At 56.3% G+C, this 22,746-nt stretch carries 21 protein-coding genes; 4 read left to right on the top strand and 17 right to left on the bottom strand.

The annotated features are described in order from the left end of the window. Window positions 1-3: 3 nt before the first annotated feature. The 12 genes from LDN12_RS08270 to LDN12_RS08215 all read right to left on the bottom strand — a co-directional run bounded on the left by LDN12_RS08270 (window position 4) and on the right by LDN12_RS08215 (window position 12,716). A complete protein-coding gene (locus LDN12_RS08270) occupies window positions 4-1,443 on the bottom strand; it encodes a B12-binding domain-containing radical SAM protein (RefSeq protein ID WP_223922195.1) in 1,440 nt (479 codons plus the stop codon). Between the two features lie 2 nt (window positions 1,444-1,445). Further along, window positions 1,446-2,774, bottom strand: coding sequence for a B12-binding domain-containing radical SAM protein (locus tag LDN12_RS08265; protein WP_223922194.1), 1,329 nt, complete (start codon window positions 2,772-2,774; stop codon window positions 1,446-1,448). A 73-nt stretch (window positions 2,775-2,847) separates the two neighbouring features. Then, complete coding sequence (locus tag LDN12_RS08260; protein WP_223922193.1) at window positions 2,848-4,134, bottom strand: B12-binding domain-containing radical SAM protein; 1,287 nt, start codon at window positions 4,132-4,134, stop codon at window positions 2,848-2,850. Continuing rightward, window positions 4,131-4,388, bottom strand: a complete 258-nt coding sequence (locus LDN12_RS08255; RefSeq protein ID WP_223922192.1) for a phosphopantetheine-binding protein — start codon at window positions 4,386-4,388, stop codon at window positions 4,131-4,133. The genes LDN12_RS08260 and LDN12_RS08255 overlap by 4 nt, the downstream gene beginning before the upstream one ends. A gap of 83 nt (window positions 4,389-4,471) precedes the next feature. Further along, window positions 4,472-5,350, bottom strand: coding sequence for a lysophospholipid acyltransferase family protein (locus LDN12_RS08250; RefSeq protein WP_223922191.1), 879 nt, complete (start codon window positions 5,348-5,350; stop codon window positions 4,472-4,474). 1 nt (window position 5,351) lies between these two features. After that, on the bottom strand, window positions 5,352-6,728 hold the full coding sequence (locus tag LDN12_RS08245; protein WP_223922190.1) for a radical SAM protein: 1,377 nt from the start codon (window positions 6,726-6,728) through the stop codon (window positions 5,352-5,354). Window positions 6,729-6,783: 55 nt separating this feature from the next. Continuing rightward, window positions 6,784-7,446, bottom strand: coding sequence for a glycosyltransferase family 2 protein (locus tag LDN12_RS08240; protein WP_223922189.1), 663 nt, complete (start codon window positions 7,444-7,446; stop codon window positions 6,784-6,786). Beyond that, window positions 7,428-8,240 (bottom strand): polysaccharide deacetylase family protein, encoded by an 813-nt coding sequence (locus tag LDN12_RS08235; protein ID WP_223922188.1) that lies wholly within the window; start codon window positions 8,238-8,240, stop codon window positions 7,428-7,430. Before LDN12_RS08235 ends, LDN12_RS08240 begins: the two co-directional genes overlap by 19 nt. A 115-nt stretch (window positions 8,241-8,355) precedes the next feature. Further along, window positions 8,356-9,276, bottom strand: coding sequence for a CRISPR system precrRNA processing endoribonuclease RAMP protein Cas6 (cas6, locus tag LDN12_RS08230; RefSeq protein ID WP_223922187.1), 921 nt, complete (start codon window positions 9,274-9,276; stop codon window positions 8,356-8,358). An 86-nt stretch (window positions 9,277-9,362) separates the two neighbouring features. Further along, window positions 9,363-10,121: a succinate dehydrogenase/fumarate reductase iron-sulfur subunit gene (locus LDN12_RS08225; RefSeq protein ID WP_223922186.1), complete on the bottom strand. Its 759-nt coding sequence runs from the start codon at window positions 10,119-10,121 to the stop codon at window positions 9,363-9,365. Next, window positions 10,121-12,037 (bottom strand): fumarate reductase/succinate dehydrogenase flavoprotein subunit, encoded by a 1,917-nt coding sequence (locus LDN12_RS08220; RefSeq protein WP_223922185.1) that lies wholly within the window; start codon window positions 12,035-12,037, stop codon window positions 10,121-10,123. Before LDN12_RS08220 ends, LDN12_RS08225 begins: the two co-directional genes overlap by 1 nt. A 10-nt stretch (window positions 12,038-12,047) precedes the next feature. Beyond that, window positions 12,048-12,716, bottom strand: coding sequence for a succinate dehydrogenase cytochrome b subunit (locus tag LDN12_RS08215; RefSeq protein WP_223922184.1), 669 nt, complete (start codon window positions 12,714-12,716; stop codon window positions 12,048-12,050). 452 nt (window positions 12,717-13,168) lie between these two features. Here LDN12_RS08215 and tgt point away from each other — a divergent pair, with 452 nt between their 5' ends. Then, window positions 13,169-14,293, top strand: coding sequence for a tRNA guanosine(34) transglycosylase Tgt (tgt, locus tag LDN12_RS08210; protein WP_223922183.1), 1,125 nt, complete (start codon window positions 13,169-13,171; stop codon window positions 14,291-14,293). A gap of 164 nt (window positions 14,294-14,457) precedes the next feature. Here the strand turns inward: tgt and LDN12_RS08205 are convergent, their stop codons facing one another. Further along, window positions 14,458-14,982, bottom strand: coding sequence for a tol-pal system YbgF family protein (locus LDN12_RS08205; RefSeq protein WP_223922182.1), 525 nt, complete (start codon window positions 14,980-14,982; stop codon window positions 14,458-14,460). Continuing rightward, window positions 14,975-16,294: a diguanylate cyclase gene (locus LDN12_RS08200; protein WP_223922181.1), complete on the bottom strand. Its 1,320-nt coding sequence runs from the start codon at window positions 16,292-16,294 to the stop codon at window positions 14,975-14,977. Before LDN12_RS08200 ends, LDN12_RS08205 begins: the two co-directional genes overlap by 8 nt. A 217-nt stretch (window positions 16,295-16,511) precedes the next feature. On the opposite strand from LDN12_RS08200, the gene LDN12_RS08195 reads away from it, so the two are divergent. Beyond that, window positions 16,512-17,420, top strand: coding sequence for a hypothetical protein (locus LDN12_RS08195; RefSeq protein WP_223922180.1), 909 nt, complete (start codon window positions 16,512-16,514; stop codon window positions 17,418-17,420). Continuing rightward, complete coding sequence (gene mazG / locus LDN12_RS08190; protein WP_223922179.1) at window positions 17,417-18,217, top strand: nucleoside triphosphate pyrophosphohydrolase; 801 nt, start codon at window positions 17,417-17,419, stop codon at window positions 18,215-18,217. Before LDN12_RS08195 ends, mazG begins: the two co-directional genes overlap by 4 nt. Window positions 18,218-18,501: 284 nt before the next feature. On the opposite strand, the gene LDN12_RS08185 is transcribed toward mazG, so the two are convergent. Genes LDN12_RS08185 through LDN12_RS08175 form a run of 3 tightly spaced genes read right to left on the bottom strand, consistent with a single transcriptional unit; the run spans window position 18,502 to window position 21,940 of the window. Next, window positions 18,502-19,020 carry a methylated-DNA--[protein]-cysteine S-methyltransferase gene (locus LDN12_RS08185; RefSeq protein WP_223922178.1) on the bottom strand — a complete coding sequence of 173 codons (519 nt, stop codon included), beginning with the start codon at window positions 19,018-19,020 and terminating at the stop codon, window positions 18,502-18,504. After that, window positions 19,017-20,597: a murein biosynthesis integral membrane protein MurJ gene (gene murJ / locus LDN12_RS08180; protein ID WP_223922177.1), complete on the bottom strand. Its 1,581-nt coding sequence runs from the start codon at window positions 20,595-20,597 to the stop codon at window positions 19,017-19,019. The genes LDN12_RS08185 and murJ overlap by 4 nt, the downstream gene beginning before the upstream one ends. Continuing rightward, the gene (locus LDN12_RS08175) at window positions 20,594-21,940 is read right to left on the bottom strand and encodes a DNA recombination protein RmuC (protein ID WP_223922176.1); all 1,347 of its coding nucleotides are present in this window, start codon (window positions 21,938-21,940) and stop codon (window positions 20,594-20,596) included. Before LDN12_RS08175 ends, murJ begins: the two co-directional genes overlap by 4 nt. A gap of 190 nt (window positions 21,941-22,130) precedes the next feature. Here LDN12_RS08175 and LDN12_RS08170 point away from each other — a divergent pair, with 190 nt between their 5' ends. After that, complete coding sequence (locus tag LDN12_RS08170) at window positions 22,131-22,658, top strand: MucR family transcriptional regulator (RefSeq protein ID WP_223922175.1); 528 nt, start codon at window positions 22,131-22,133, stop codon at window positions 22,656-22,658. Window positions 22,659-22,746: the final 88 nt, after the last annotated feature.

Genomic DNA, 22,746 nt, shown 5'->3' with positions numbered 1-22,746 from the left:
AATTCATTTCTCACCTTTACAAAGGGCCTGCGGGACGCGACAATATCTCTCGCGATGCTCCCGCAGATATTCGGCCGGTTTCATCATGCGCTGGGTGCGCAGCAGAACCCGGATGATATAGGGTATCTGGGAGGGCCGCACCTGGCGAACCCAGTCCATGAGGCTCTTGTTGCCTGCCGTGTTGAGGATCGAGCGACGCCAGGTCTCGGCGTACAGTTCGAAAAAGCGCTCAGCCCCCAGGCGTGGTTCCCACAGCAGGTGGTGCATGTCGAAGTTGGCCCACGGCTGCCCGGCAGTGCGGGCCAGTTCGCTCTGGTAGTAGTCGGTCCCCGGTAGGGGCGTCAGGATGGTGAAGCCGGCCCGCTGGAGACCGTGATGCTCTACAAAGTCCCACAATTCATGGAACTGCGTCTCCTCCCAGTCAGGATCCACCAAAAAATTGCCATTAATACCGTAGCGCAATTCCCGGGCGATTCGCACCGCCTCAACACTGTCGCCAATGCCGGCATCCTTGGATAAACCGGCCAAGCCGCCGTCGCTCGCCGCCTCCAGACCAAGGAAAATGTCGAAGTCCTTGGCCAGGGGACGCCATGCGGCCATCACTTCGCCGCTCCGGCGGATCAAATCAGTGCGGGTCTGAACCAGGATCCAGCGTTTGTACACGCCGCGCCGCTTGAGAGCGGCGGCCAGTTCAAGACTGCGCTCGGGATTATACCAGAACAGATCGTCCGCTACAAAGATAGCATCGCCGCAGGTGGCGAAATCCTCCACAACCGCCGCGATGGAACGCTCCCGGCAAGTACGGCCGTAAAGTTGCCACACCGAGCAAAACGAACAGCGGTGGGGACAACCACGAGCTGTCTCGATCAGCCACACCGGCTTGAACAGCAGACAGTGATACCCGGTGCGATGCCGCTGCACCAGATGGCGGGCCGGCAAGGGGACCAGATCGAGCGGGGTGCGTTCCTCCAGAGGAGGGGTCGTGATCCAGCCATCGGCTGTTTTAAGGCGCAAGGCCGGCACTTCTGCAAGCACCTCTCCCCGTTCCAGACACGCTGCCAGACGCACAACCGCCTCTTCGCCGTCATCCACCATGACGGCATCAATCAGGTCATGCTCAAGAGGCGCCGGGAAGGCTGCAGCGGCATGCCCCCCCACCACGATGAAGGCCTCCGGCGAGGCCAGTCGAATCTCGCGGGCGGTCTCGAGCACCCGGTCGAATTCCAGGGTGTGAAGGCAACTAATGCCCACCAGGTGGGGACGCGTGCGGCGTATCCAGGTTGCGGCCCCGGGCCTGAAACGCAGGTCGGCAATGGTCACCTGGTGTCCTTTGCACAGCAAGGCAGCGGCGATATATTCGAGTCCCAGCGGTTCAACCCGGAAAAAGGGCCCAAGCCCGAAGCGGTCGTTGCCGGGATGGGGGCGAAGCAACAGGATGTTCATGGCTATATTCCCTGATCGTTGTCAAGCGTAGCAGAGGTTTGATTATCCGGATACACGACTTCCTCGTCCCCGTAGACGCCGCCCCGGCGCAAGACATTGTAGGCCAGGTTGATGAGCTTGCCGTTTCCCTGCATGACGCGCGAAAGTACCGAGGGCCAGCGGTAGACCTCACGGCGGGCGGCCCGCCAGCCCTTGTACAACTGCTCCGGCGTCATCAGCTTAGGACGGAAGACCACCTGGTTATGGTCATAGTGCTGCCATTCCTTATGCAGCATGCGCCCCTCCCGGTCGAACTGTTCGAACAGCGCCGTGCCGGGATAGGGGGTCAGGATGTGAAAGGTCGGAATACTGGGGGCGCACTCCTCCAAATACCGGACCGTGGTTTCAAAAACGCTTTCGTCGTGGTCATCGAAGCCGAAGATCATGGAGGCCTCCAGCACGATTCCGGTGTCCCGCACCCGTTTGATCAGATCGGCCTGACTGAATCGGCTGCCGGTCTTGGGGTGGTTGGCCTGAGGGCCGGCCACCGATTCGATGCCGACAAAAATGCCGATGCAGCCGGATTTTGCCAAGAGGCTCACCAATTCGGGATCTTCGGCAAACCGGAGATTGGCCTGTCCGCCCCAGCGCAGTCCGAGACCGGCCATGCCGCGCAGGATCGGCTTTGCCCGCTCCGGATCGCCAAGGATATTATCGTCAAGCAGTACCGTCAACTTACGGTCGAAGGAGCGCAATTCCGCCAGGATATCGTCGGGATCGCGATAGCGAAAGGTGCGGCCGAAATAGGGGGTAACCGTACAGAATGGACAATCGTAAGGGCAGCCACGGCTGGCCTGAAGGGTCTGGGTGGTCAGGTAGGTCCGGCCCGCCAGAAAATCCCGCCGCGACCAAGGGATCTCCAGACGATCACCTTGGGGGATGGAGCGATAGAACGGTGCCATACGTCCAGCCAGCAAATCGCTCAAAAGCTGTGCCCAGACCGGTTCGCCTTCGCCGATCACGACCGCATCGGCATGCTGTAATGCCTCATCGGGGAGCACCGTTGGATGGATACCGCCCAGGACTACCGGGACCCCCCTTTGCCTGAAGCGGTCGGCAATCTCATAGGCACGAACCGCCTGATGGGTCATGGCAGTGATCCCAACCAAGTCAAAATTGCCGCCGAAGGGGATATCTTCATGCATCTCGTCGGCCAGCACTACCTCCCATTCGGGCGGTGTTGCTGCGGCAACCTGCTTCAGGGAGAGCGACGGAAGTTGAAAACGGCGTACCCAACCCAACTTTTGGGTGGCAGGATAGACCAATAGCAGTCTCGGGGCACTGGTCGTCACAATGACAGCGTTCCCAAGCGGTGCGGAGTCAAACAGTTGGGCAAACCTGTCGAAGAGCAAGCTGTTTGCGTTGTCATGCCGACACCTTCCTGCGGCCCAAGGCGGCGCGGAAGCCGAAATTCATCGGTCCAAAGACTTGCACCGAGCGATGCAGCTTGAAGATGCGCCGATACATGGAGGGAAATGAGTAAAATGAACGACAGAGCTGTTCATAGCCCTTTTGGAGTTGTTCGGCGCTCATGCCGAGCGGTCGGAAGGTGACGTGCTCCATATCGTAGTCGCGCCAGTTGTTGGAGAAGATGCGCCCCTCTGCCTCAAGACGGCGGCGGACGCTGGTCCCGGGATAGGGGGTCAGGATGGGGAAGATGGCCGCCTCCAAGCGGGCCTCTTCGCAGAAGCGTAACGTCTGTTCGAAGATGTCCGGGGTATCGCCGTCGTAACCCATCACAAAGGAGCCCAGGATGCCGATGCCGTTGTCGCGAAACGCCTGGGCGTCCTCCAGATAGGAGCGGGCCCGGTTGGTGACCTTGCCCATGGCCGACAGGGATGCCTGGTTCAGGGATTCGAAGCCGACGAACATCCCTACACAGCCCGACTCTCCCGCTGCTTTCATCAACTCCCGGTCGGCGGCGAAATCGATGGGCGAATGGGAGAGCCACTTGAACTTCATGCCCTTCATACCGGCAAACAGCTCCAAGGCATACTTCCGGTCGGCCACAATGTTGTCATCCACAAAAAAGAGGAACGAGTTGGCCTTGCGGAGCTGTTCCAACTCCTCGAGAATGTTTGCCACTGGCCGTTTGCGGTACTTGCGGCCGTAGAAAGCGGTCACCGAACAGAACTCGCAGTCAAAGGGGCAGCCGCGGGTGGTCTGAATGGTGTTGGTGAGCAGATACCGCTTGCCCGTGAATATCTCGCGGCGGGCACGGGGAATATCGGCCATCTCCACCTGCGAATCGGTCTGATAGACGCGCTTGAGGAGCCCATTACAATAGTCGGACAAGAGTTGCGGCCAGACCAGTTCCCCCTCGCCCACCACAACGGCATCCGCATGGCACAGCGCTTCATCCGGCAGGTTGCTGGCATGAAAGCCCCCCATGACCACGGTCTTGCCCCGGCGGCGAAATTCGTCGGCTATCTCGTAGGCACGGGGTGCCTGGGGCGTCATGGCAGTCAGTGCGACAAGGTCGGCAGCACAGGAATAGTTTATGGTCTCAAAATTATCGTCAAGAAAGGCAACGTCCCACTCCGACGGGGTAACGGCGGCAATCGACGCCAGGGAGAGGGTGGGAAATTTAAAGGCCAATTCCCCCCACAGGCGCCCCTTTTCCCAGCCGGGCGAGACGAAAATCACCTTCATTTTTTGTGTTCCGCGATGTAATCCGCCATGCTGCGCACCGAGGCAAATACCTTCGTGCCGGTGGCTGCATCGGGCACCACCACGCCGAAATCCTTTTCCATGGCCACGACCAGTTGCAGGGCGTCGATGGAATCAAGTCCCAGTCCTTCTCCGAACAGGGGCGCGTCCGTATCGATCTCGTCGGGAGACATACCCTCGATGCGCAGGCTTTCGATGATCATCTGTTTAACCTTCTGAATCAACTCTTCACTCATTCACAAATCCTCTCACAAATATAGTGCTTCGCATGTGCGTTTTTATCAGCAGTATTCCCAGCGTTTGCGGGTGGTATAGAGGATTACTCTTCGCCCCAAAAATCAAAAAAGTTGTACCACTGGTCGGGATACTGCCTGATATAGCGTTCAAAAACCGCAGCCAGTTGTTCCATACCGCTCCGAATCGCCTCGGTATGCGCTCCGTGGCCACCCCTAAAATAAATCGGCTCATCCATCAACGTGGCGTATCGATCCCCTTCAAGCGGCACGAAAACCGGAATGACCGGCGCTCCGCTGGCCAGGGAAAGATAGGCGGCCCCTGCCGGAAATGGTGTTGGTTTTCCAAAAAAATCAACGACACTGGTATGGGACGAACCGTCGCGCTCGCCCAGAAGACAGAGCACCTCGTTGCGCCGAAGGGCGTTTACCGCTTCGATGATCGCAAGGGGCGAGGTGTCGTCGCGGTCGACGTAAATAAAGCCGATGCCGCGAGCGCCTCGCACCTCCTCCCGCAATTCGTTTACCTTCTCATCCGGTTCCCGGAAGGTGAGTACGTTAATCCTGTATCCCAGGTCGGCCAACCCGAGTCCGCCCAGTTCCCAGTTTCCAAAATGGGGCGAAACCAGGATTGCGCCGGTTCCCGCGGCCAGGGCGTCATCCAGCGGCTTCTGAGAACTGCGCCGACCGATAAGGGCCTGTAGCCTGGGGCCGGTCAACCGCATCATCAGCATCACATCGCACCAATTGCGTGCGTACTTGTAGTAGGCCGAAATCACCAGCCTCTCCACATTTGAGCGGCCGGTGACGGTCCGCATATTTGCTCGAAAACCTCGGCGTTTCTCACCAAGCAGAAGGTAGAACAGCATCACGAAGCAAAAGGCGGCCGGAGGAAACAAACGTCGCGGCACCAGTATGGTGAACAGTTTGATAAGGAACAGGTTGATGCCACTGTAGAGGGTCATCTCAGGTTCGCGACACCTTTCCCTTTTTGACCGGATGGTCCTTGAATTCCGCCTCCCACGCCTCGTCGGCTATCTCGCCGTAGCGTCGCGAATAGTCATCCATGCTGTCGGCCAGGCCGGTAAAGATCTCATCTGCACCCTCGTGAGTGGCGTAGGCACCTTCCGAGGAAAACAGTTCCCGCCCTGCATCGGGGTGATCGATCAACATACAGGGGCGCAGAAGATTATCGTGCCCCCCCTGTTTTTCGCGGATTTTGTGGAACAGCGGCGACGCCAGAGCGTCGCGTAGCGACGTGTTGCGGATATTATCCGCGGCAAAGTGGCAGAAGACGCACGGTTCGATATCGCCGTTGGCATTGATATGAAAGTACTTTCTTCCACCGGCCAGGCAACCGGAGATCATCGGCCCATCGTTCCAGAAATCAACGAACAGCATCGGCTTTGTTGCCCGATAGCCAACCACTGTCCGACGAAGGAGATCACGCTGTTCGGGGGTTGGCATCAGTTCCGGGTCCGGTTTGCGTCCCACTGGCACATAGGAAAACAGCCACATGGCAAAAACGCCCTTATCAAGAAGCATGTCAATGTAATGGGAGTCGGTGATGATATCCGTGTTTTTACGGGAATGGGTGAACGAACCGCAGAAGGAGAGTCCCCCTTCCCGCAGCAGGTCCATGGCCCGCATGACCTTTTTGAAATGCCCGGCACCACGGCGTTCGTCAGTCTCCTGTTCATACCCTTCCAGCGAGAAGGCCGGCATGACGTTGCCCACCTCGGTCAACCGCTCCACCATCTGCTCGTTGATCAAGCCGCCGTGAGTAAAGACCAGAAAGGCCATATCGCTGTGTTTCTTGAATACCTCGAAGATCCCTTTCATATAGAACGGTTCGCCGCCGGAGATGACCGCAAAATAGATCCCCATTTCCTTGAGCTGATTCAGCACCGAATCCAGTTCGTCCAGGGACAATTCCAGAGACTTTTTGTAATCTCCGGCATAGCAGCCGTAGCAGGAGAGGTTACAGCGCATGGTCGGACTGATCACCACTGTGGAAGGCGGGTAAAAACCATTCCTGTCGGCCCACTCCTTGCGTTTATTGGTGCCGTTCAGCAGATGGTTGATGGCCAGATTGCTGATCCATTTATCCCGCTGGTTGGGGTGCAGATCGCGCAAGATGCGGCGCGGAAACTCGATACTGGGGTGTTTGTCGCGGATCAGACCGCGAATCCAACGGATACGATCCTTGTAGTAATCCTTTTTAGGGATCAGTTCCATCAGGTGAGTCATCTTGATCAGCGTCTCATCCGATGAATTCGTCGCCATGGACAGGAGGTACGACAGCACTTTCTCCCTGGTATAATTTTTCAGCGTTTGGATCATGCTTTCCACTCCACTAACCTTAACTGCTTCAGATAATGCGGCAAATTTCTTTTCATCACATATAGCGCAGGAACGTCATGCAGATATTCCAGGTATCCCGCACCGGCCGAAAATGACTCGTGGCGCGGCCATCGGCCACCCTCGCCGGCACCGGCAGCGAACCGATCGTAAATCCGCTGCGCCAAGCCTTCATAAGAATCTCCATCTCCAGGTTATAGCCCTCGGCATTGAGCGTGACCGAACGGAGCAAGCGCCCGGAATAGCAGCGGAATCCAGACTGGCTGTCGCTGATCTCAAAGCCGGTCCGCTGTCGCATGCACCAGACGCCGAAACGGTTCCAGACCTTGCGCAACCCCCCCATTTCCTGAAACTGGCGGTAGCGGGAGGCAATCAGGATGTCCAAACCGCCCTCGCGGGCTGCGGCGACCACCCGTGGGACTGAGGATACATCATGCTGGCCGTCTGCATCAAGGGTTACGACCATATCAAAACCATGATCCAGTGCCCATCCAAAACCGGTCCTGAGCGCCCTTCCCTTGCCAAAGTTACGCTCGTGGCGCAACAGGATCGTCCCGTGGTCGGCAACGATGTGTGCCGTTGCATCCTGTGATCCGTCATCAACCACCACCAGCGGGTACCCCAGGCCGACGCACTCGTCCAGGACCGCAGGCAGGGTCTTACCGGCATTGAAAGCCGGGATCAGGACGCAGACTGCCATGAATCAACCTGTTCCCGCAAGGTGGTAAACGTATATTGTCCCAGCAGCCTTCGCAAACGCGGTAGTGCGTCCCGCCGAGTTCCATAGGAGGCAAAGCGTTTCAGGAGCGGGAGCTTGAGTCGCGGTCCGTCGGGATCGACCTCCCGGGGGTGCAGGTACAGTACGGCCGCCCGGTCGGCACGGCCATACTTCTCGACCGTTGCGGAGATCATGGCGAACGGGAAGAAGCGAAACCCCCATCCCCCGCCGGTGGGCAGATTCCCCACCAGTGACGATGAGACCATGGGCGGTATCTCCCACAATATCCCATGTGTCGTCTGAATCCGGTACGGGTGCCGCTCAGCATTCCGGTCTCCCACAAAGGGGAGAGGGTTGCGACTGGAGTCGTACGTATAACCCCGCTGCGCCAGGATGTCGTCAAACCAGGAGGTACGGGCCGTTGCCGACCACTGGGGCGCGCGAAACCCGACTGGCCGGCAGCCGGTAATCCCCATGATGACGTCCTCGGTCCTGTGCAACTCCTCGCTGAACTCGGCAGGACTCAGCTCGTGAACCAAGCGATGCGAATAGCCGTGGGAAGCGATCTCGTGTCCCTGCCGGTGAATGTTGCGCACCAACCCCGGATCGGCCTCGGCCACGCATCCAAGGACAAAAAAGGTTGTTTTTACCTTGAACTCCGCGAACAGGTCAAGCAACACCTCCGTCGCCCCCCGGACACGCCAAGCTTCCGGCGGGATACGCGGCTGGTCTTTGAGGCCGCAGACATGAAACCAATCTTCAAGGTCTACTGACACGCTATGAACAGCTTCTTTCGCCACATTCCTCCAGAATTTTAAAAAATACAGTAATTATATTTTTTCGTCAATTATACCGAGCGACACGCAAAGTTGCGAGCCAAAAACAGAGTTTTCACCAAGACAACCGGTACTGCCCCATCCCGTAGGAAGCCCCTTTACCAAGATGCAGGTACTCTCCCAACGCGAGAAACGGCATGAGATCGTTGAAATCGCCGCTCATGACGCCGTTTCCCAAGACCCCGGACAGCGCCAGGGACCGATGCCCCGCATCGGCGAAGAAAAAATTGTCTTCCAGGAGTTCAATGCGGTTGGCGGCATAGGCATACTCGCGGAAGTTGTCTCGCATTTCATAGCTACAATAGTAATAAGCCAGAGCGGAAACCCTGCGCATCAGCGAACGAAGGAACTGTCCGGCATCAAACGAACACATGATCTTGCCGGTTTTTGCCAGTTTAAGCGGGGTTATGAAGGCAATTCCCACGGTATCGGTCGGACGGCAGCGACTGTCAACGATGCCTTGAGCGTCGAGTGTGACCAGATTTCCCGTGTCCGGCGCGACCACCCCAACGGCTATCGTCGTTGGATTTCCGTAAAAATCCAGCGATTCCACTAGGGAGATGGTTGCTTCGGCGAATTGCCCGACCTGGCATCCGTTTATGAGCAGGGAGCTCAGGGCTTTGATGAATTCCGTTGTATGATTGAGTGCCTTTCCCACCAGAACGAGCGTGCAGGTAAAGCTATCAGCCTGTTTTGAGGTTGTGCCGTGGGTGGGAAAGGAAAAAATGAACGGTAAAGGGGGCTTTTGATGGCACTTCACTGCGGACGGGTCGGCACCAAGCTGCTGACCGAACAAAACACGACGAGGACAGTCGGTGCAGCTTGGATCGTCGGAACATTCGGTGGCATTCCTGCGGCAGACAATACGCCTGAACACCTCGGCAAAGTCCGGGCCACTGCGATACAGATACGAAACCAGACGTGAGGTGTCGCGGGTACGAATGGTGAAACGGAGGTGAACGAAACTGAAATCCAATGCATGACCTCATTTGCGACAAAAAAATCGGGGCGCCCAGCAGGGTGCCCCGATTGTAACACATAACGGCTTAAGGCATAACAGAATTAGGAAAACTGAGCCTTCAAAAATTCGCGGTTCATTCGCGCAATGAACTTGACGTTGATTCCCTTGGGGCAGGCTACCTGGCACTCGTAGTGATTGGTGCAATTACCAAATCCGCACTGTGCCATGGCTTCAACCAGATTCTTGACACGCGTAGCTGCCTCTGATTTGCCCTGGGGCAGAAGCGCGTATTGGGATACCTTGGCGCCGGTGAACAGCATGGCGGCGCCGTTGGGGCAACCGGCCACACAGGCCCCGCAGCCGATACATTCGGCGGCGTCCATGGCCTCATCGGCAGCCGGTTTCGGGATCAGGATGGCGTTGCCGTCGGGCACCCCGCCGGTATGGCAGGAAACGTAGGCACCGGCCTGGACGATGGTATCGAGGGCGGAGCGGTCCACGATCAGATCCTTGATGATCGGAAAAGCGCGAGCTCTCCAGGGTTCGATATAGATAGTGTCCCCATCTTTGAACTTGCGCATGTGAAGCTGGCAGACCGTGGTGCGCTCCTGGCCGCCATGCGCCTTGCCGTTGATGACCTGGGAGCACATGCCGCAGATGCCTTCGCGGCAGTCGTGATCGAAGACGATCGGCTCCTTGCCGGCGTGGATCAGGTCTTCGTTGACGACATCGAGCATCTCCAGGAAGGAGTGATGATCAGTGATGCCCTTAGCGGTATAGGTTTCGAATTTGCCGGGATCGTTAGGCCCCTTCTGGCGCCACACGATGAGGGTCAGTGTCATGGTCTTGTGATCGCTCATTATTTGTAGCTCCTTACGGCGAGATGTACGTTATCGAACTTTAACGGCTCCTTGTGTAGTTCTGACTCTTTATTATCGCCTTTGTATTCCCAGGCACCGACATAGCAGTAGTCCACGTCGTTGCGCTTGGCTTCACCGTCGTCGTACTGGTATTCCACGCGGAAGTGGCCGCCGCACGACTCATTGCGGTGCAGGGCATCGCGGCAGAGCAGTTCACCGAACTCCAGGAAGTCGGCGGTACGGCCAGCGTTTTCCAGATCCTGATTGAGATCGTTACCGGTCCCGGTGACCTTGACATTCTTCCAGAACTCTTCCCTCAGGGCTGGAATTTTCTTGAGGTTGGTCTCCAGAGACTCCTTGCTGCGGGCCATACCGCAGTTTTCCCACATGAGGCCGCCCAGCTCCCGCATGAATTCGCTGACGGTCTTTTTGCCGTTGATTTTGAGCAGTCTGTCGCGATATGCCGCCACATCATCCACCGACTTCTTGAACTCGGGGTTGTCGGTGGCCGTGCCAGAGGGTTTGACCGTGGCAAGGTAGCCGCCGATGGTGTAGGGGATGACGAAGTAACCGTCGGCCAGACCCTGCATGAGGGCCGAGGCACCCAGGCGGTTGGCGCCATGGACCGAGAAGTTGGCTTCGCCCAGCACAAACAGGCCGGGGACATTGCTCATCAGGTTGTAATCGACCCACAAACCGCCCATGGAGTAGTGCGGCGCGGGATACATACGCATGGGGCGTTTGTAACCATTTTCGTCAGTGATCTTCTCATACATCTCGAACAGATTGCCGTAGCGTTCACGAATGGTGTCTTCGCCGACGCGTTTGATGGCACTGCTGAAATCCAGATACACGCCACGGCCGCCCGGGCCGACGCCGCGACCATCGTCGCACTGTTCCTTGGCGGCGCGGGAGGCGATGTCACGGGGGGCCAAGTTGCCGAAGGAGGGATACTTGCGCTCGAGGTAGTAATCGCGATCCTCTTCCGCGATATCGTTGGGATGCTTGCCCAGGTCTTCTTTCTTCTTGGGCACCCAGCAACGGCCGTCATTGCGCAGAGACTCCGACATGAGGGTCAGCTTGGATTGATAGTCGCCAGCCTGGGGAATGCAGGTCGGATGGATCTGGGTGTAGCAAGGGTTGGCGAAGAAAGCGCCTTTCTTGTGGGCCTTCCAGTTGGCCGTGACCGAGCATCCCATGGCGTTGGTGGAGAGATAGAAAACGTTCACGTAGCCGCCGGTGCAGAGGCAAACCGCATCGGCCGCATAGCTTTCCAGTTCGCCGGAGATCAGGTTGCGCACCGTAATTCCCTTGGCCACGCCGTCAACAACGACCAGATCAAGCATCTCGCGGCGGTTGTACATCTTGACCGTACCTGCCTTGATCTGGCGGGACAGGGCTGCATAGGCGCCCAACAGGAGTTGTTGCCCCGTTTGACCGCGGGCATAGAACGTACGGGACACCTGGGCGCCACCGAAGGAGCGGTTGTCAAGGTAGCCGGCGTAGTCACGTGCAAAGGGCACGCCTTGGGCCACGCACTGGTCGATGATGTTGTTGGACACCTGGGCCAGGCGCCACACGTCGGCCTCACGGGCACGGAAGTCACCCCCCTTGATGGTGTCGTAGAACAGGCGGTAGATGGAGTCGCCGTCGTTGGGATACGCCTTGGCGGCGTTGATCCCGCCCTGAGCAGCGATAGAATGGGCGCGCCGGGGCGAATCCTGATAACAGAATGCCTGCACGTTGTAGCCCAACTCCCCGAGAGTGGCGGCGGCGGCACCACCGGCCAGGCCGGTGCCGACCACGATGACGTTGTATTTACGTTTATTGGCGGGATTTACCAGCTTCAGGTCAAAGCGGTGTTTGTCCCAGGTTTGCTCAATTGGTCCGGTTGGACATTTTCCATCAAGTATCACGGTAACCCCCTTAACCTTTCAGAAATCCAGAAATAATTGACAACGGGATGGCAACGTACCCCAACAGCAAGGCCAGAGCCACCAGCGTGCTCGCCTTTACAATGACTGGTAGCGTGCGATCATTACTACAGCCTATAGTTTGCGAGGAACTCTGGATACCGTGGGAGAGGTGGAGGAACAGGGCCACCATTGCGCCTGCATAGATGGAGAACACAAAGAAGCTCTGGAAACTGGAAACCACCATGGTATATACGTTGACCGTACCCTCGGCGTCGGTCACCAGCGCCATGCCCGGAATCACTTTCATAGTGAAGTGCAGCAGATGATACACAATGAAAGCAAGGATGAGGAGGCCGCTCCAGATCATGTTCTCACTGGCGAAGGTGGCCTTCTGGGTTGCCTTGACGGCATACTGCTGCGGTCTGCCGCCGCGGTTCTCGATGGTCAACTGAATGCCGTACCAGATGTGAATGGAAACGGCCGCCAGCATGAAGAGCCGAAATGCCCACACGAGCGGCGGCAAAGCGTGGAGATGCTCGGCGTAGGCGTTGATGCCCCCATGAAGCCACCCAAAGATAGTCGTGTTGCCGATCAGATGGACCAGGACAAACAGGATCATAAGCTGGCCTGTGACCGCCATCAGGATCTTTCTGCCGATAGACGAGGATGACAGTTGCATAAAAGTTCCTTCCTTTTCAAAATGGTGATACTGCTTGAACATCAGTTGAGTTTGAATGAGTGTAAATCATGCGGAAAACGGGAAAATCGCGGGGGACCACGCCAGCACAACCTTAAGACAACCTGCATTCCATCCTCCTTCGAGTGTATTTAGATGCGGCAGTCATGCAATTAATGCCAAATAGGTTCCTCTGCGAAATCCAGACAGGGCATAGTAAACACCGTTATAAAAAATTGCAAGGGTTTTGTGTATACAGAATACCGTTAAAACACCTCAGCATCCCAGTCGTCAGCGGGATTGCATTTGGGTTGACATTCTGATAGTAAGCTACACGCTGTTGCAACTCTTGGTTGGGGACACATGACATGATTCACACCAGCACCTTCCAGTGATGCTGTCGTCGTGGTTATGATGCGAACGGCTTTAGAACGGACTTAATAACGAGGGGCTAAATGTTATTCCATTTGATCAAAAAAGACAAGCATTCCGCTGCCCGTCTGGGGATTGTCACCACTTCCCGTGGCGAAATACCCACGCCCATTTTCATGCCGGTGGCCACCCACGGCGCCATGAAACCGCTCACCCCGGCGCAGATTGAAGAGACCGGCGCAAGGATTATCCTCAGCAATACCTATCACCTCCACCTGCAACCTGGTGAAGGTCTGGTGAAAAAGGCCGGAGGCCTGCACAAGTTCATGGCGTGGGACAAGCCGATCCTGACCGATTCCGGCGGATTCCAGGTTTTTTCGCTTCCCAACAAACGGATCACCGCGGACGGCGTCTTTTTCAAACATGAGGTGACCGGTGAGGAGATCTATCTCGACCCGGCCAGTGCCACCCGAATCCAACAGGACCTGGGGGCCGACATCATCATGGCCTTCGACGAGTGTATCCCCTACCCCTGCGATAAAGCGTATGCCGAACAGTCAACCCGCAAAACCATCCGCTGGCTCAAGGAGTGCCAAAATGCCATGACCGACAACGGCCAGGCTCTGTTCGGCATCGTCCAGGGAAGTGTTTACGAGGATCTGCGGGCCATGTGCGCCCGCGAGATGCGCAAATTGGACCTGCCCGGCTACGCCATCGGCGGAGTCAGCGTCGGCGAGGGGCTGGAACTGCTCAAAAAGGTAGTGGGCTGGACAGCGCCCCACTTGCCGGACAACAAACCACGCTACCTGATGGGGGTTGGCCTGCCCGAGGACATACTGGAGAGCGTCGAACGCGGCATCGACATGTTCGACTGCGTCATTCCAACCCGTTACGCCCGCAGTGCCACACTCTTCACCCGACGGGGTAAGATTCGCCTGACCAACAAGAGCTACAAACGCGACTTTTTCCCCATCGACCCCAGTTGCGACTGCTATACCTGCCGTCATTTTACCCGCGCCTATCTCCATCACCTGTTCGTCGCCAACGAGGTGCTGTCGGCGGTATTGTCCGCCCTGCACAATATCCACTTCTACCTGACCATGATGGCAGAGATCAGGGAGGCGATCGCCAACAACCGGTTCATGGAATACAAAGGGGCCTTTCTGGGGGAATATCTGGGGAGTGAACAAAAAAAACGCACCGCGTGACTCCCCTTCTCCCTGGAATTATGAAGGATAAGTGGAGCTAGCAGATCAAGATCAGAATACTTCCGTGGCAGCCATGCCATTGCCCGGCTTCACAAGTGGGCAGATGGTCGACCGGGCGTAGCTGCAAACAGATCTTGGTTCATGCGCTTTGATAAGGTCCATGTTCAGCGCTTGATCTTTTGGTCCAGCTCAAGATCCAGATTTTTCAGGCGATCGAGACTTTGGTGCAGTTCCTTGTTCTCGCGGGTGAGGGATAAGTTTCGCTCTCGCAGGATTTTCAGCTCACGCTGGTTGTCGCGAAGTGAGCCCACTCCCGCCAGATATGCAATTAAAGGTGCCGCCTGCCGGGTCCAGATGCTGCGGGGATACTCCTTTTTCAATCGAACCAACAGAGCATGGGCATGAGTATCGCCCTTCCCCCCTTCGTCACGCAGATAGAGCAGGGCAAGTCGAAAAAGCGCTTCATCCGTCACGCCGGACAACGCTTGGCCGTCTATAACCTTTTCTAACAGTCCTTGTGCCTCCCGCTCTTTTCCCTGCATCAGATAATGCAGTGCCCCGGCGAAGCGGCGTTCCTGTTCAACAGCCGAACCGGGCTCGGGAAACGGTTTGTTCCGCAACATGCCGCACCCGCCTCCGGCAAGTGCCAGCATGAGCGCCAGCATGAGCGCAATGATCCGTTCAGGCATCACAGTTGCCTGCCTCCCTCACGATGATATAGTTGCTGCCCGATGATTCCTTGACGTGATCCTTGACCTCGGCCGCGGCCGTTGCAATCTCGGCGGCGGTAGCATAATCCCCCGGCTCGCAGACAAGTACGGCAATCGACATGGATATGAGCGGAAAGACACGGGGCACGCCGTACCGGTCAACCCCTTCGAATGAGCCGGCAGCCCGGTCCTCGTCCGAGTAAAAGAACGGGATCATGGCATCGAACTCCTGGATGATCGTCTGGCAGGCCGCCTTGGCCAGTTGAGCGCTGACGATGACGACAAAATCGTCACCGCCGATGTGCCCGACAAAGGCATCGGGGTCATTCAGGCGTTTGACGGCGTTATGGATCAACTCACCTGTCTCGCGCAGTATTTCACTGGCTTTGATGTAGCCGTAGCGATCATTGTAGGATTTGAAGTTGTCCAGATCCAGGTAACACATGGCAAACGGCAGCCGTTCACGTAACCGTCGACTGATGGAGCGTTCAATGGCGATGTTGCCGGGCAGGCGCGTCAGGGGGCTGGCGTCAAGGCTTATTTGCTCCAGTTCCTTGAGCCTGGCAGCCATACGCGTAAAATCCTGCGCCAGGGTACCGATCTCGTCCCCCGGCGGAATGCCGGGATTGTGGTCGAAATCCCCGGCAGCAATGCGATGGGTTGCGGTTTGCAGCTTACCGATTGACGAAGCGAAGGTGTAAATCAGGTAGCCGGCCACCAGAAAGGCCGACAGCACGCCGACAAAAGCCAACCCTATAGAGCGGGTGACGGTCTTGGCCTCTTTTTCGTCGGACAGCTTCAGCTTGTTCGCCAGGGACTCCTTCTGCTCCACCCGGATATGTTCGATAAGACCTTCCACCTGCGCCGTGGCCCGCTTCATGGCAGTGGCATCGACATTCCGACCGCCGAACACCTGCCTGGCCAGATTGGTGTACGTCGCGTATGCCGCCACAAGCCTGTCGACACCGTCCCCTTGGTAGACACGCTGTAACGAGGCCAGCTCGGAGCGGAATTTTTCCGCATTCTGGTCGTAAAGTTCACGAAATTCCGGCTGGTGCAAAATCTGAAACTTGCCGACATAGCGCTCCTGTGTCAGCATCATTTCGCGCAGGGTTATGGTAATGGTCGCCGCAGCCAAGTCGTTTTGGGCAATTTCCTCCTCCATGCGGTGCATCGTGCCCAGCCCTGCAACGGCATACACCAGCGCAGCCATCATGCATACTCCGCAGAGGGCAAAGCTGATGATCATCTTCTGGATCAGACTAAAACGGGAATGTCCGGGGAACGGCATGGATAAGCCTCTATCTCGCGAGTCCGCTTGGCTGCAACGCGGGCAAGTATTTCAGTGTACTCCAAACTATGGTAGTACAGAGCAGAACCAAATGCAATTCATTGTAGCCTCAGGTACGCTCAGTATGGCGAAAGGCGTTGCATTGTAGCCGTCACAGCGCTATATAAAAATCGCGCATAAACGCACCATCCCCATCACCGAAAAAGGATGCATCACCATGCTCGAAACACGACGCTCATCTGTCGGGACAACCGTTGTTCTGGTTGCCCTAGTGTTCTTATTCTCCGCCCGCGTACATGCCGAGGAAAATGTCTGCGGTCCGACCACACCAAGCGAGGAGCAGATGTTCAATCTCCAGTTGGAGAACGAAGGGCTCAAACTAAAGGTCAAACAGCTTGAGTCCGTCAAGGCCATATCCGTCGAACGCCTGCGCCAGATAAAGGTCCAACGACTCAGGGAGATCGCTGCCGAAGTCAAGACCCAACGCCAGACCACCAGCGATTTTGAAGGCTTCGTTAAATGGATGAGCGCCAACTTGGCGGGTTATAACCGCTACATCCAGGCGGGTTCGTACGCGGCAGTCGTGGCCAGGATGCTTCCCGTCCCCTACGCCGGCCAGGCTTCGATCTTCACCAAGTTCATTACCCAGTTTACCGTGGCACTCAACAGTGCCTCTGTTTCGGTAACTAATTACCTGAACTCGTCCCAGCGCTTCATCTCCCTGGTGGAGGCCATCGACCCGACCAAACCGCTGGACGAAAGATCGCTGACCGAAGCCTCCCGCTATGCCGATCAGAAACTCCTGAAGGATATGAACGATGCCCATGCAAAACTGGCCGCGGTCGCCGACCTCTCCTCCGGCGCCCTATCCTTTCTGGAGAGCGTGAATCACTACGCCTGCGGAACGGACGAATACTGGAACAAGGTCAAGGGTCTGGTGAAAAAAGATATCGATCCTAAGGAAAAGAGCTTCCTGTCCGAAAGCACCAGCAGCCTGAAGACCCAGGCCAGCCGTTTCAACGGAAAGCTGAAATCCTTCGAGGACATCACGAAGAAAGAGTCGGCAAGCGTAAAATCCCTGGCTGTCTACGACGAACTGTCAGCCGAACTGGTGGCCGCAAAATGAGTACAACGAATGAAATCCATGCCAATCAGAGCACCTTTGACGAGCTGCTGAACATCATGCGTCGACTGCGTGGCCCCGGGGGGTGCCCCTGGGACGCGGAACAAACCCATGAGAGCCTGACGCGCTACCTGCTTGAAGAGACTTACGAGGTCATTGAGGCGATTGATGCAAAATCCCCGGAGCATCTGAAGGAGGAGTTGGGAGACCTGCTGCTGCAACCGGTTTTTCATGCCGCAATCGCTGAAGAAGCAGGCGAATTCGATATGGCCGACGTTATCCAGACACTCTGCGATAAACTCGTCAGACGCCATCCCCATGTCTTTGGCGACCTGCAGATCAAGGATAGCAACTCCCAGATAGAGAACTGGGAGCGAATCAAAAAGGCAGAGAAGGGCGAAGAACGCCTATCCGCACTGTCCGGCGTACCGCCTCACCTTCCAGCGCTTCTCAAGGCTCAGAAGATAACGGAAAAGGCCTCGCGGGTCGGCTTTGACTGGGAACACGCAGACCAGGTCTTTGCCAAGGTCATGGAGGAATTGCACGAGTTTGAGGAGGCTTGGGAAGGTGGCAATGAAACCCGCATGGAGGATGAATTGGGAGACCTGTTGTTCGCAATCGTCAACATGGGACGCTTCCTATCGCTCAATCCCGAGGAGGCGCTACGAAAAACGATCAATCGCTTTCAACTGCGTTTCCAGTACGTGGAGGAAAACCTCATAAGACAAGGCAAGAAGATTAATGAGACTCCGCTCGCCGACATGGACCTCTTGTGGGAAGAAGCCAAAAAACTCGAATGACGGGGTTGCTGCGGGGTAAGTTACAGTAATGTGACACCTTTTACCAACAGGTTTCGGCTTATCCACAAAAATTGTGGATAACATGTGGACAACGGTGTTGATGAAATACAAAAGTTATATTTTTACAAGCGATTTTTACACTTTGCCCTTTTTTTACACAAACGTATTTCAATGTAATTTCAACATGTTGCACACGCCTCTTTGAATTTTGGGTAGTTAGCCTGTGAACAGCTGTTTTGGATACAACAAATAAATTTCATGCCAAGTTTACCTGTTCATAACTGTCATTTTTTCAGAAAAATTCGTTGCCCTTTAAATTCAACATCTTCCAGGCGCAAAAGATATTCTTTGCAGGAAAGGCCGCCGGGAGCAGTGTAGCCGGTAAGCCTCCCGTCGCCGGCAACAACGCGATGACAGGGGATGATGATCGGCAGGGGGTTGCAGGCCATGGCGCCGCCGATGGCCCGAGCCGCCCCCGGCGCTCCGGCCAAAGCGGCAACTTGGCCATAGGTCCACACCTTGCCGAAGGGAATGGCACGGATGAGCTCCAGAATGCGTTTCCTGAAAGGGGTCACTGAGGACAGGTCACAAAGTATATCATCGAATACTTGCCGCTCTCCTTTAAAGTAGCGCTTCAACATTTCAGCTACCCGTTGCGTCAATTCGGATGAAGGCACTCCCCTGAATTCTCTCTGGTATGAATCATCACTCACCGGGAGATGCACCCGACAGACGCCGTGATCTCCGGTCTGGACGGCACCTACTCCGAAGCCGGTTTCAAACAGGGACGCATAGCAGTTCATAATGCACTCCTTTTCGTGCCGAGTTTTCTTTTCAGCAGCGCCAACATTTCAAGCGCCTCATCCGACCGCAGCAGCCGGACACAGAGCCCGTAGATAAGGACGCCGGTGGCAATAGCCCCGCCAAGCACCAGGGCTTTGCCTGTTTTATGACCCGCAAGCGACCAATCGGTCCAACCGCACAGATAACGGACCGCGACGGCCATCGGCACGGCGGCAATCAGTGATTTCAGGCTACAGACGACAATTCCCCGTCCACCGAATGGGCCGATCTTGCGACGCAGGAACCAGAGCAGCATCAGCATGTTGCCCAAGGCCGAAATGGTGGTGGCCAGGGCCAGCCCACCATGTTTTAAGGGCCCCATCAGGGCGAGGCTCAAAACTAAATTGACCAGAAAGGTGCAGAAAGCTGTCCAGACCGGAGTTTTGGTATCCTTGAGCGCATAATAGGCTGGGGCGAGGACCCGTACCATTGCCACGAAGGAAAGACCGAGGGAATAATAGAAGAGCGCTTGGGCGGAATTGACCGCTTTGGCATAGTCGAACGCCCCCCCCATGAATATCAGGCTGAAGATGGGGGTCGAACAGGTCATCAGTCCAGCCATAGCCGGTATGGTTATGAAGAGGGTTAAACGCAGGCCAAAGGCTAGGGACTCCTTCATGCCCTGTATGTCGCCCTCGGCCGCCTGCCGACTCATGGAAGGGAGCACGGCCTGGGCTACGGATACCGTGAATATACCTTGAGGGAACTCAAATAGCCGCTGGGCGTAATAAAGATACGATACGCTCCCCTGAGGCAGCAAGGAGGCCAATATGGCACTGACGGTAATATTGAGATAATAGACCCCGACGCCGAAGACCGACGGCAGCATCAGGAGAGCGATACGGCGCACCTGAGGATGATTGAAACCGAAACGGGGACGGATCGGAAACCCCTTGCTCCACAGTACCGGTAGTTGCAGTAATAGTTGCACGACACCGCCGAGCAGTACGCCTGCAGCCAAGGCAGTAATGGGGACGGAGAAAAAGCCTCGCAGACAGAGGGCAGCCACGATCATGGAGATGTTGAGGAATACCGTGGAGATGGCAGGAGTGAAAAAATGACGGACCGTGTTGAGGATTCCCATGCAGAGTGCAACCAGGCTGATGAGGAAGATATAGGGGAACATCACCCGGTTCAGGAGTACGGCCAGCTCGAATTTGCCCGGCACCGAATGGAATCCGGGGAACATCAGGCCGACGATGGCGGGAGAGAACAAAATACCGGCGAGGGTTACGCCGGCCATGATGATGGTCAGCAGACTGAAACAAGTATTGGCAAGTTCCCGGGCTTCTTCTTCTCCCCGTTTGTTGAGGGTTTCGGAAAAAATAGGGACAAACGCAGACGTCAAAGCCCCCTCGGCAAAAAAGCGCCGCAGCATGTTGGGGATCTGAAAGGCGGCAAAAAAAGCGTCGGTCGCAAATCCGGCGCCGAACAGGCGCGATACGACCATATCGCGCACCATGCCCATAACCCGCGAAAGGACGGTTGCCGAGCCGAGGATTCCGGCGGCGCGCGCTATATTGCCTTTTTCAGTCATAGGTCAGGTTCGTCCCCATCGTTCATCTCCGGTATGTCGAGAAGTGCCACGGCCTCAGATTGCGGAAGCACCTGCACATCGCGCAGCTTGCGTTCAATGGCCCGGGTTCGGGTTGCGGCCTGATCAATGTGATTGCCCGCTTCCTGTAACTTCTTGCTCGTCTTTTCGAGTACCGCTCCGAACTTGGAGAATTCGGTCCGCACCGCTCCAAGCAGGGTCCAGACCTCTGCCGAGCGCTTCTCGATGGCCAGGGTGCGAAATCCCATCTGCAGGCTGTTCAAAAGCGCCGCCAAGGTGGTTGGACCCGCCGCCAGTACCTTGCAGTCCCGCTGCAACGTCTCGGCCAGCCCGGGCCGCCGTAACACTTCGGCATACAACCCCTCGGTGGGAAGGAACATGATGCCGAAATCAGTGGTATGCGGGGGGTCCAGATACTTGTCTCGGATGGCCTTGGCCATCTCCTTGACCGCCCGTTCCAACTGGCGGGCTGCCTCCTCGGCGGCAGTGGCGTCGGCACTCTCCTGGGCCTCCACCAGCCGCAGGTAGTCCTCCTGAGGAAACTTGGCGTCCAGCGGCAGCCAGACCATCCCCTCCGCCGTACCGTCCCGCCCGGGCAGGCGCAAGGCAAACTCCACTCGCTGGCCGCTCCCCTTTTTCGACTCCACGTTGGTTTCGTACTGCCCCGGCGCCAGGATCTGCTCCAACAGGGTGGCCAGCTGAACCTCACCAAAAGTGCCACGGGTTTTCACATTGGACAGGACCTTCTTCAGGTCACCAACGCCGTTAGCCAGGGACTGCATCTCTCCCAGGCCCCGCTGGACAAGCTCAAGCCGTTCGCTGACCAGCTTGAAGGACTCGCCCAGGCGTTTTTCCAAGGTATCGTGCAATTTCTCGTCCACGGTCGCACGCATCTGCTCCAGCTTCCGGGCGTTATCCTCCTGGATTAACCGCAAACGGTCCTCCACGGTCTCGCGCAACTTGTCCAACCGTCCCTCATTGCTTGAGGTCAGGTTTTTTAACTGTCCGGCAAAGATGTCCAGTTGATTCTTCTGCAAACCGGCAATCTCGCTCATCCGTTTCAGGAGCGAATCCCCCAGGGCGCTGACGAGCGATGTCTCCTCCTCGCGCGCTTGCCGGGCCGATAGTTGAGCCTCTTCCCGGTTTCTGGCGAGCTCGTCGCGAAGCAAACGCTCCATTCGCTCCAATTGACGTTCCAGACCATCGATACGTACATCAAGAGATGCGCCTGAAGCAATGCGCGAGAGCCGGGCAAGTACCAGGATCAACAGTATCAGCGAAATCAGCGATACTATCAGGAACAGATAGAATAATGGTGGCGTCATGATTGTTGTTCCGTTTCACTCTTTGTTATTGCCCTGCTGTTCTTCATGCCATATCCTTCTTCTGCTTAGCAACTAGTTTTTGTATGTGACATATCTGTAGTTAACATATTTTTGCATATTTATTTTCTTGATTTATTCCAGGATTTTGTGATAACCCGTAATAATATAAATCAATATTAAGGAGGCATGTATGACAGCAACTCTTGTTGAGCTGACTGCGGGTATCGTTTCTTCCCATGCGGCCGGTACGGAGATGAGCAGTGATGATCTGATTCAGGAAATAAACCGGGTCTTCACAACGTTGAAAAAATTGGAAATTGAAGGCGCTATGACAGTAGAGGGCGCGGCGGTACCGGGCGCACCCGCCATGCCTATCAAAAAGGCCTTTCAGAACGACCAGGTCTGTTGCCTGATCTGCGGCAAAACCGGATTTAAGACCCTGACCCGCCACCTCAAGCAGGCTCACGACATGAAACCGGGCCAGTACCGCAAACAGTTCAATATCCCTGCGAGCCAATCCCTGACCGCCAAAAATTATTCCGAGGCCCGCCGCAAGGCAGCCAACGAGAACAATCTGGCTGCCAACCTGGAAAAGGCACGCGCCGTGCGTGCCGCCAAGAAGAGCGCATCGGCAAAACCGCTGAAGGCCAAAGCCGCCGTAAAAGCGGTCAAGGCAGCGAAACCGGTTAAGGCAAAAACCACTAAGGCCAAAGCCTAACCATTTCTGCCCATTGCTACAACAAAAAAACCGCTACAAGGCGGTTTTTTTGTTGTAGTTCCTTTAAGAATGCCACAGAAAAACTAGT

The organism is Geobacter sp. AOG2 (assembly GCF_019972295.1).
In the GTDB taxonomy this organism is placed as follows: domain Bacteria; phylum Desulfobacterota; class Desulfuromonadia; order Geobacterales; family Pseudopelobacteraceae; genus Oryzomonas.
Note: the sequence above shows the minus strand (reverse complement) of the source record. Positions and strands in the feature narration are given on the sequence as shown.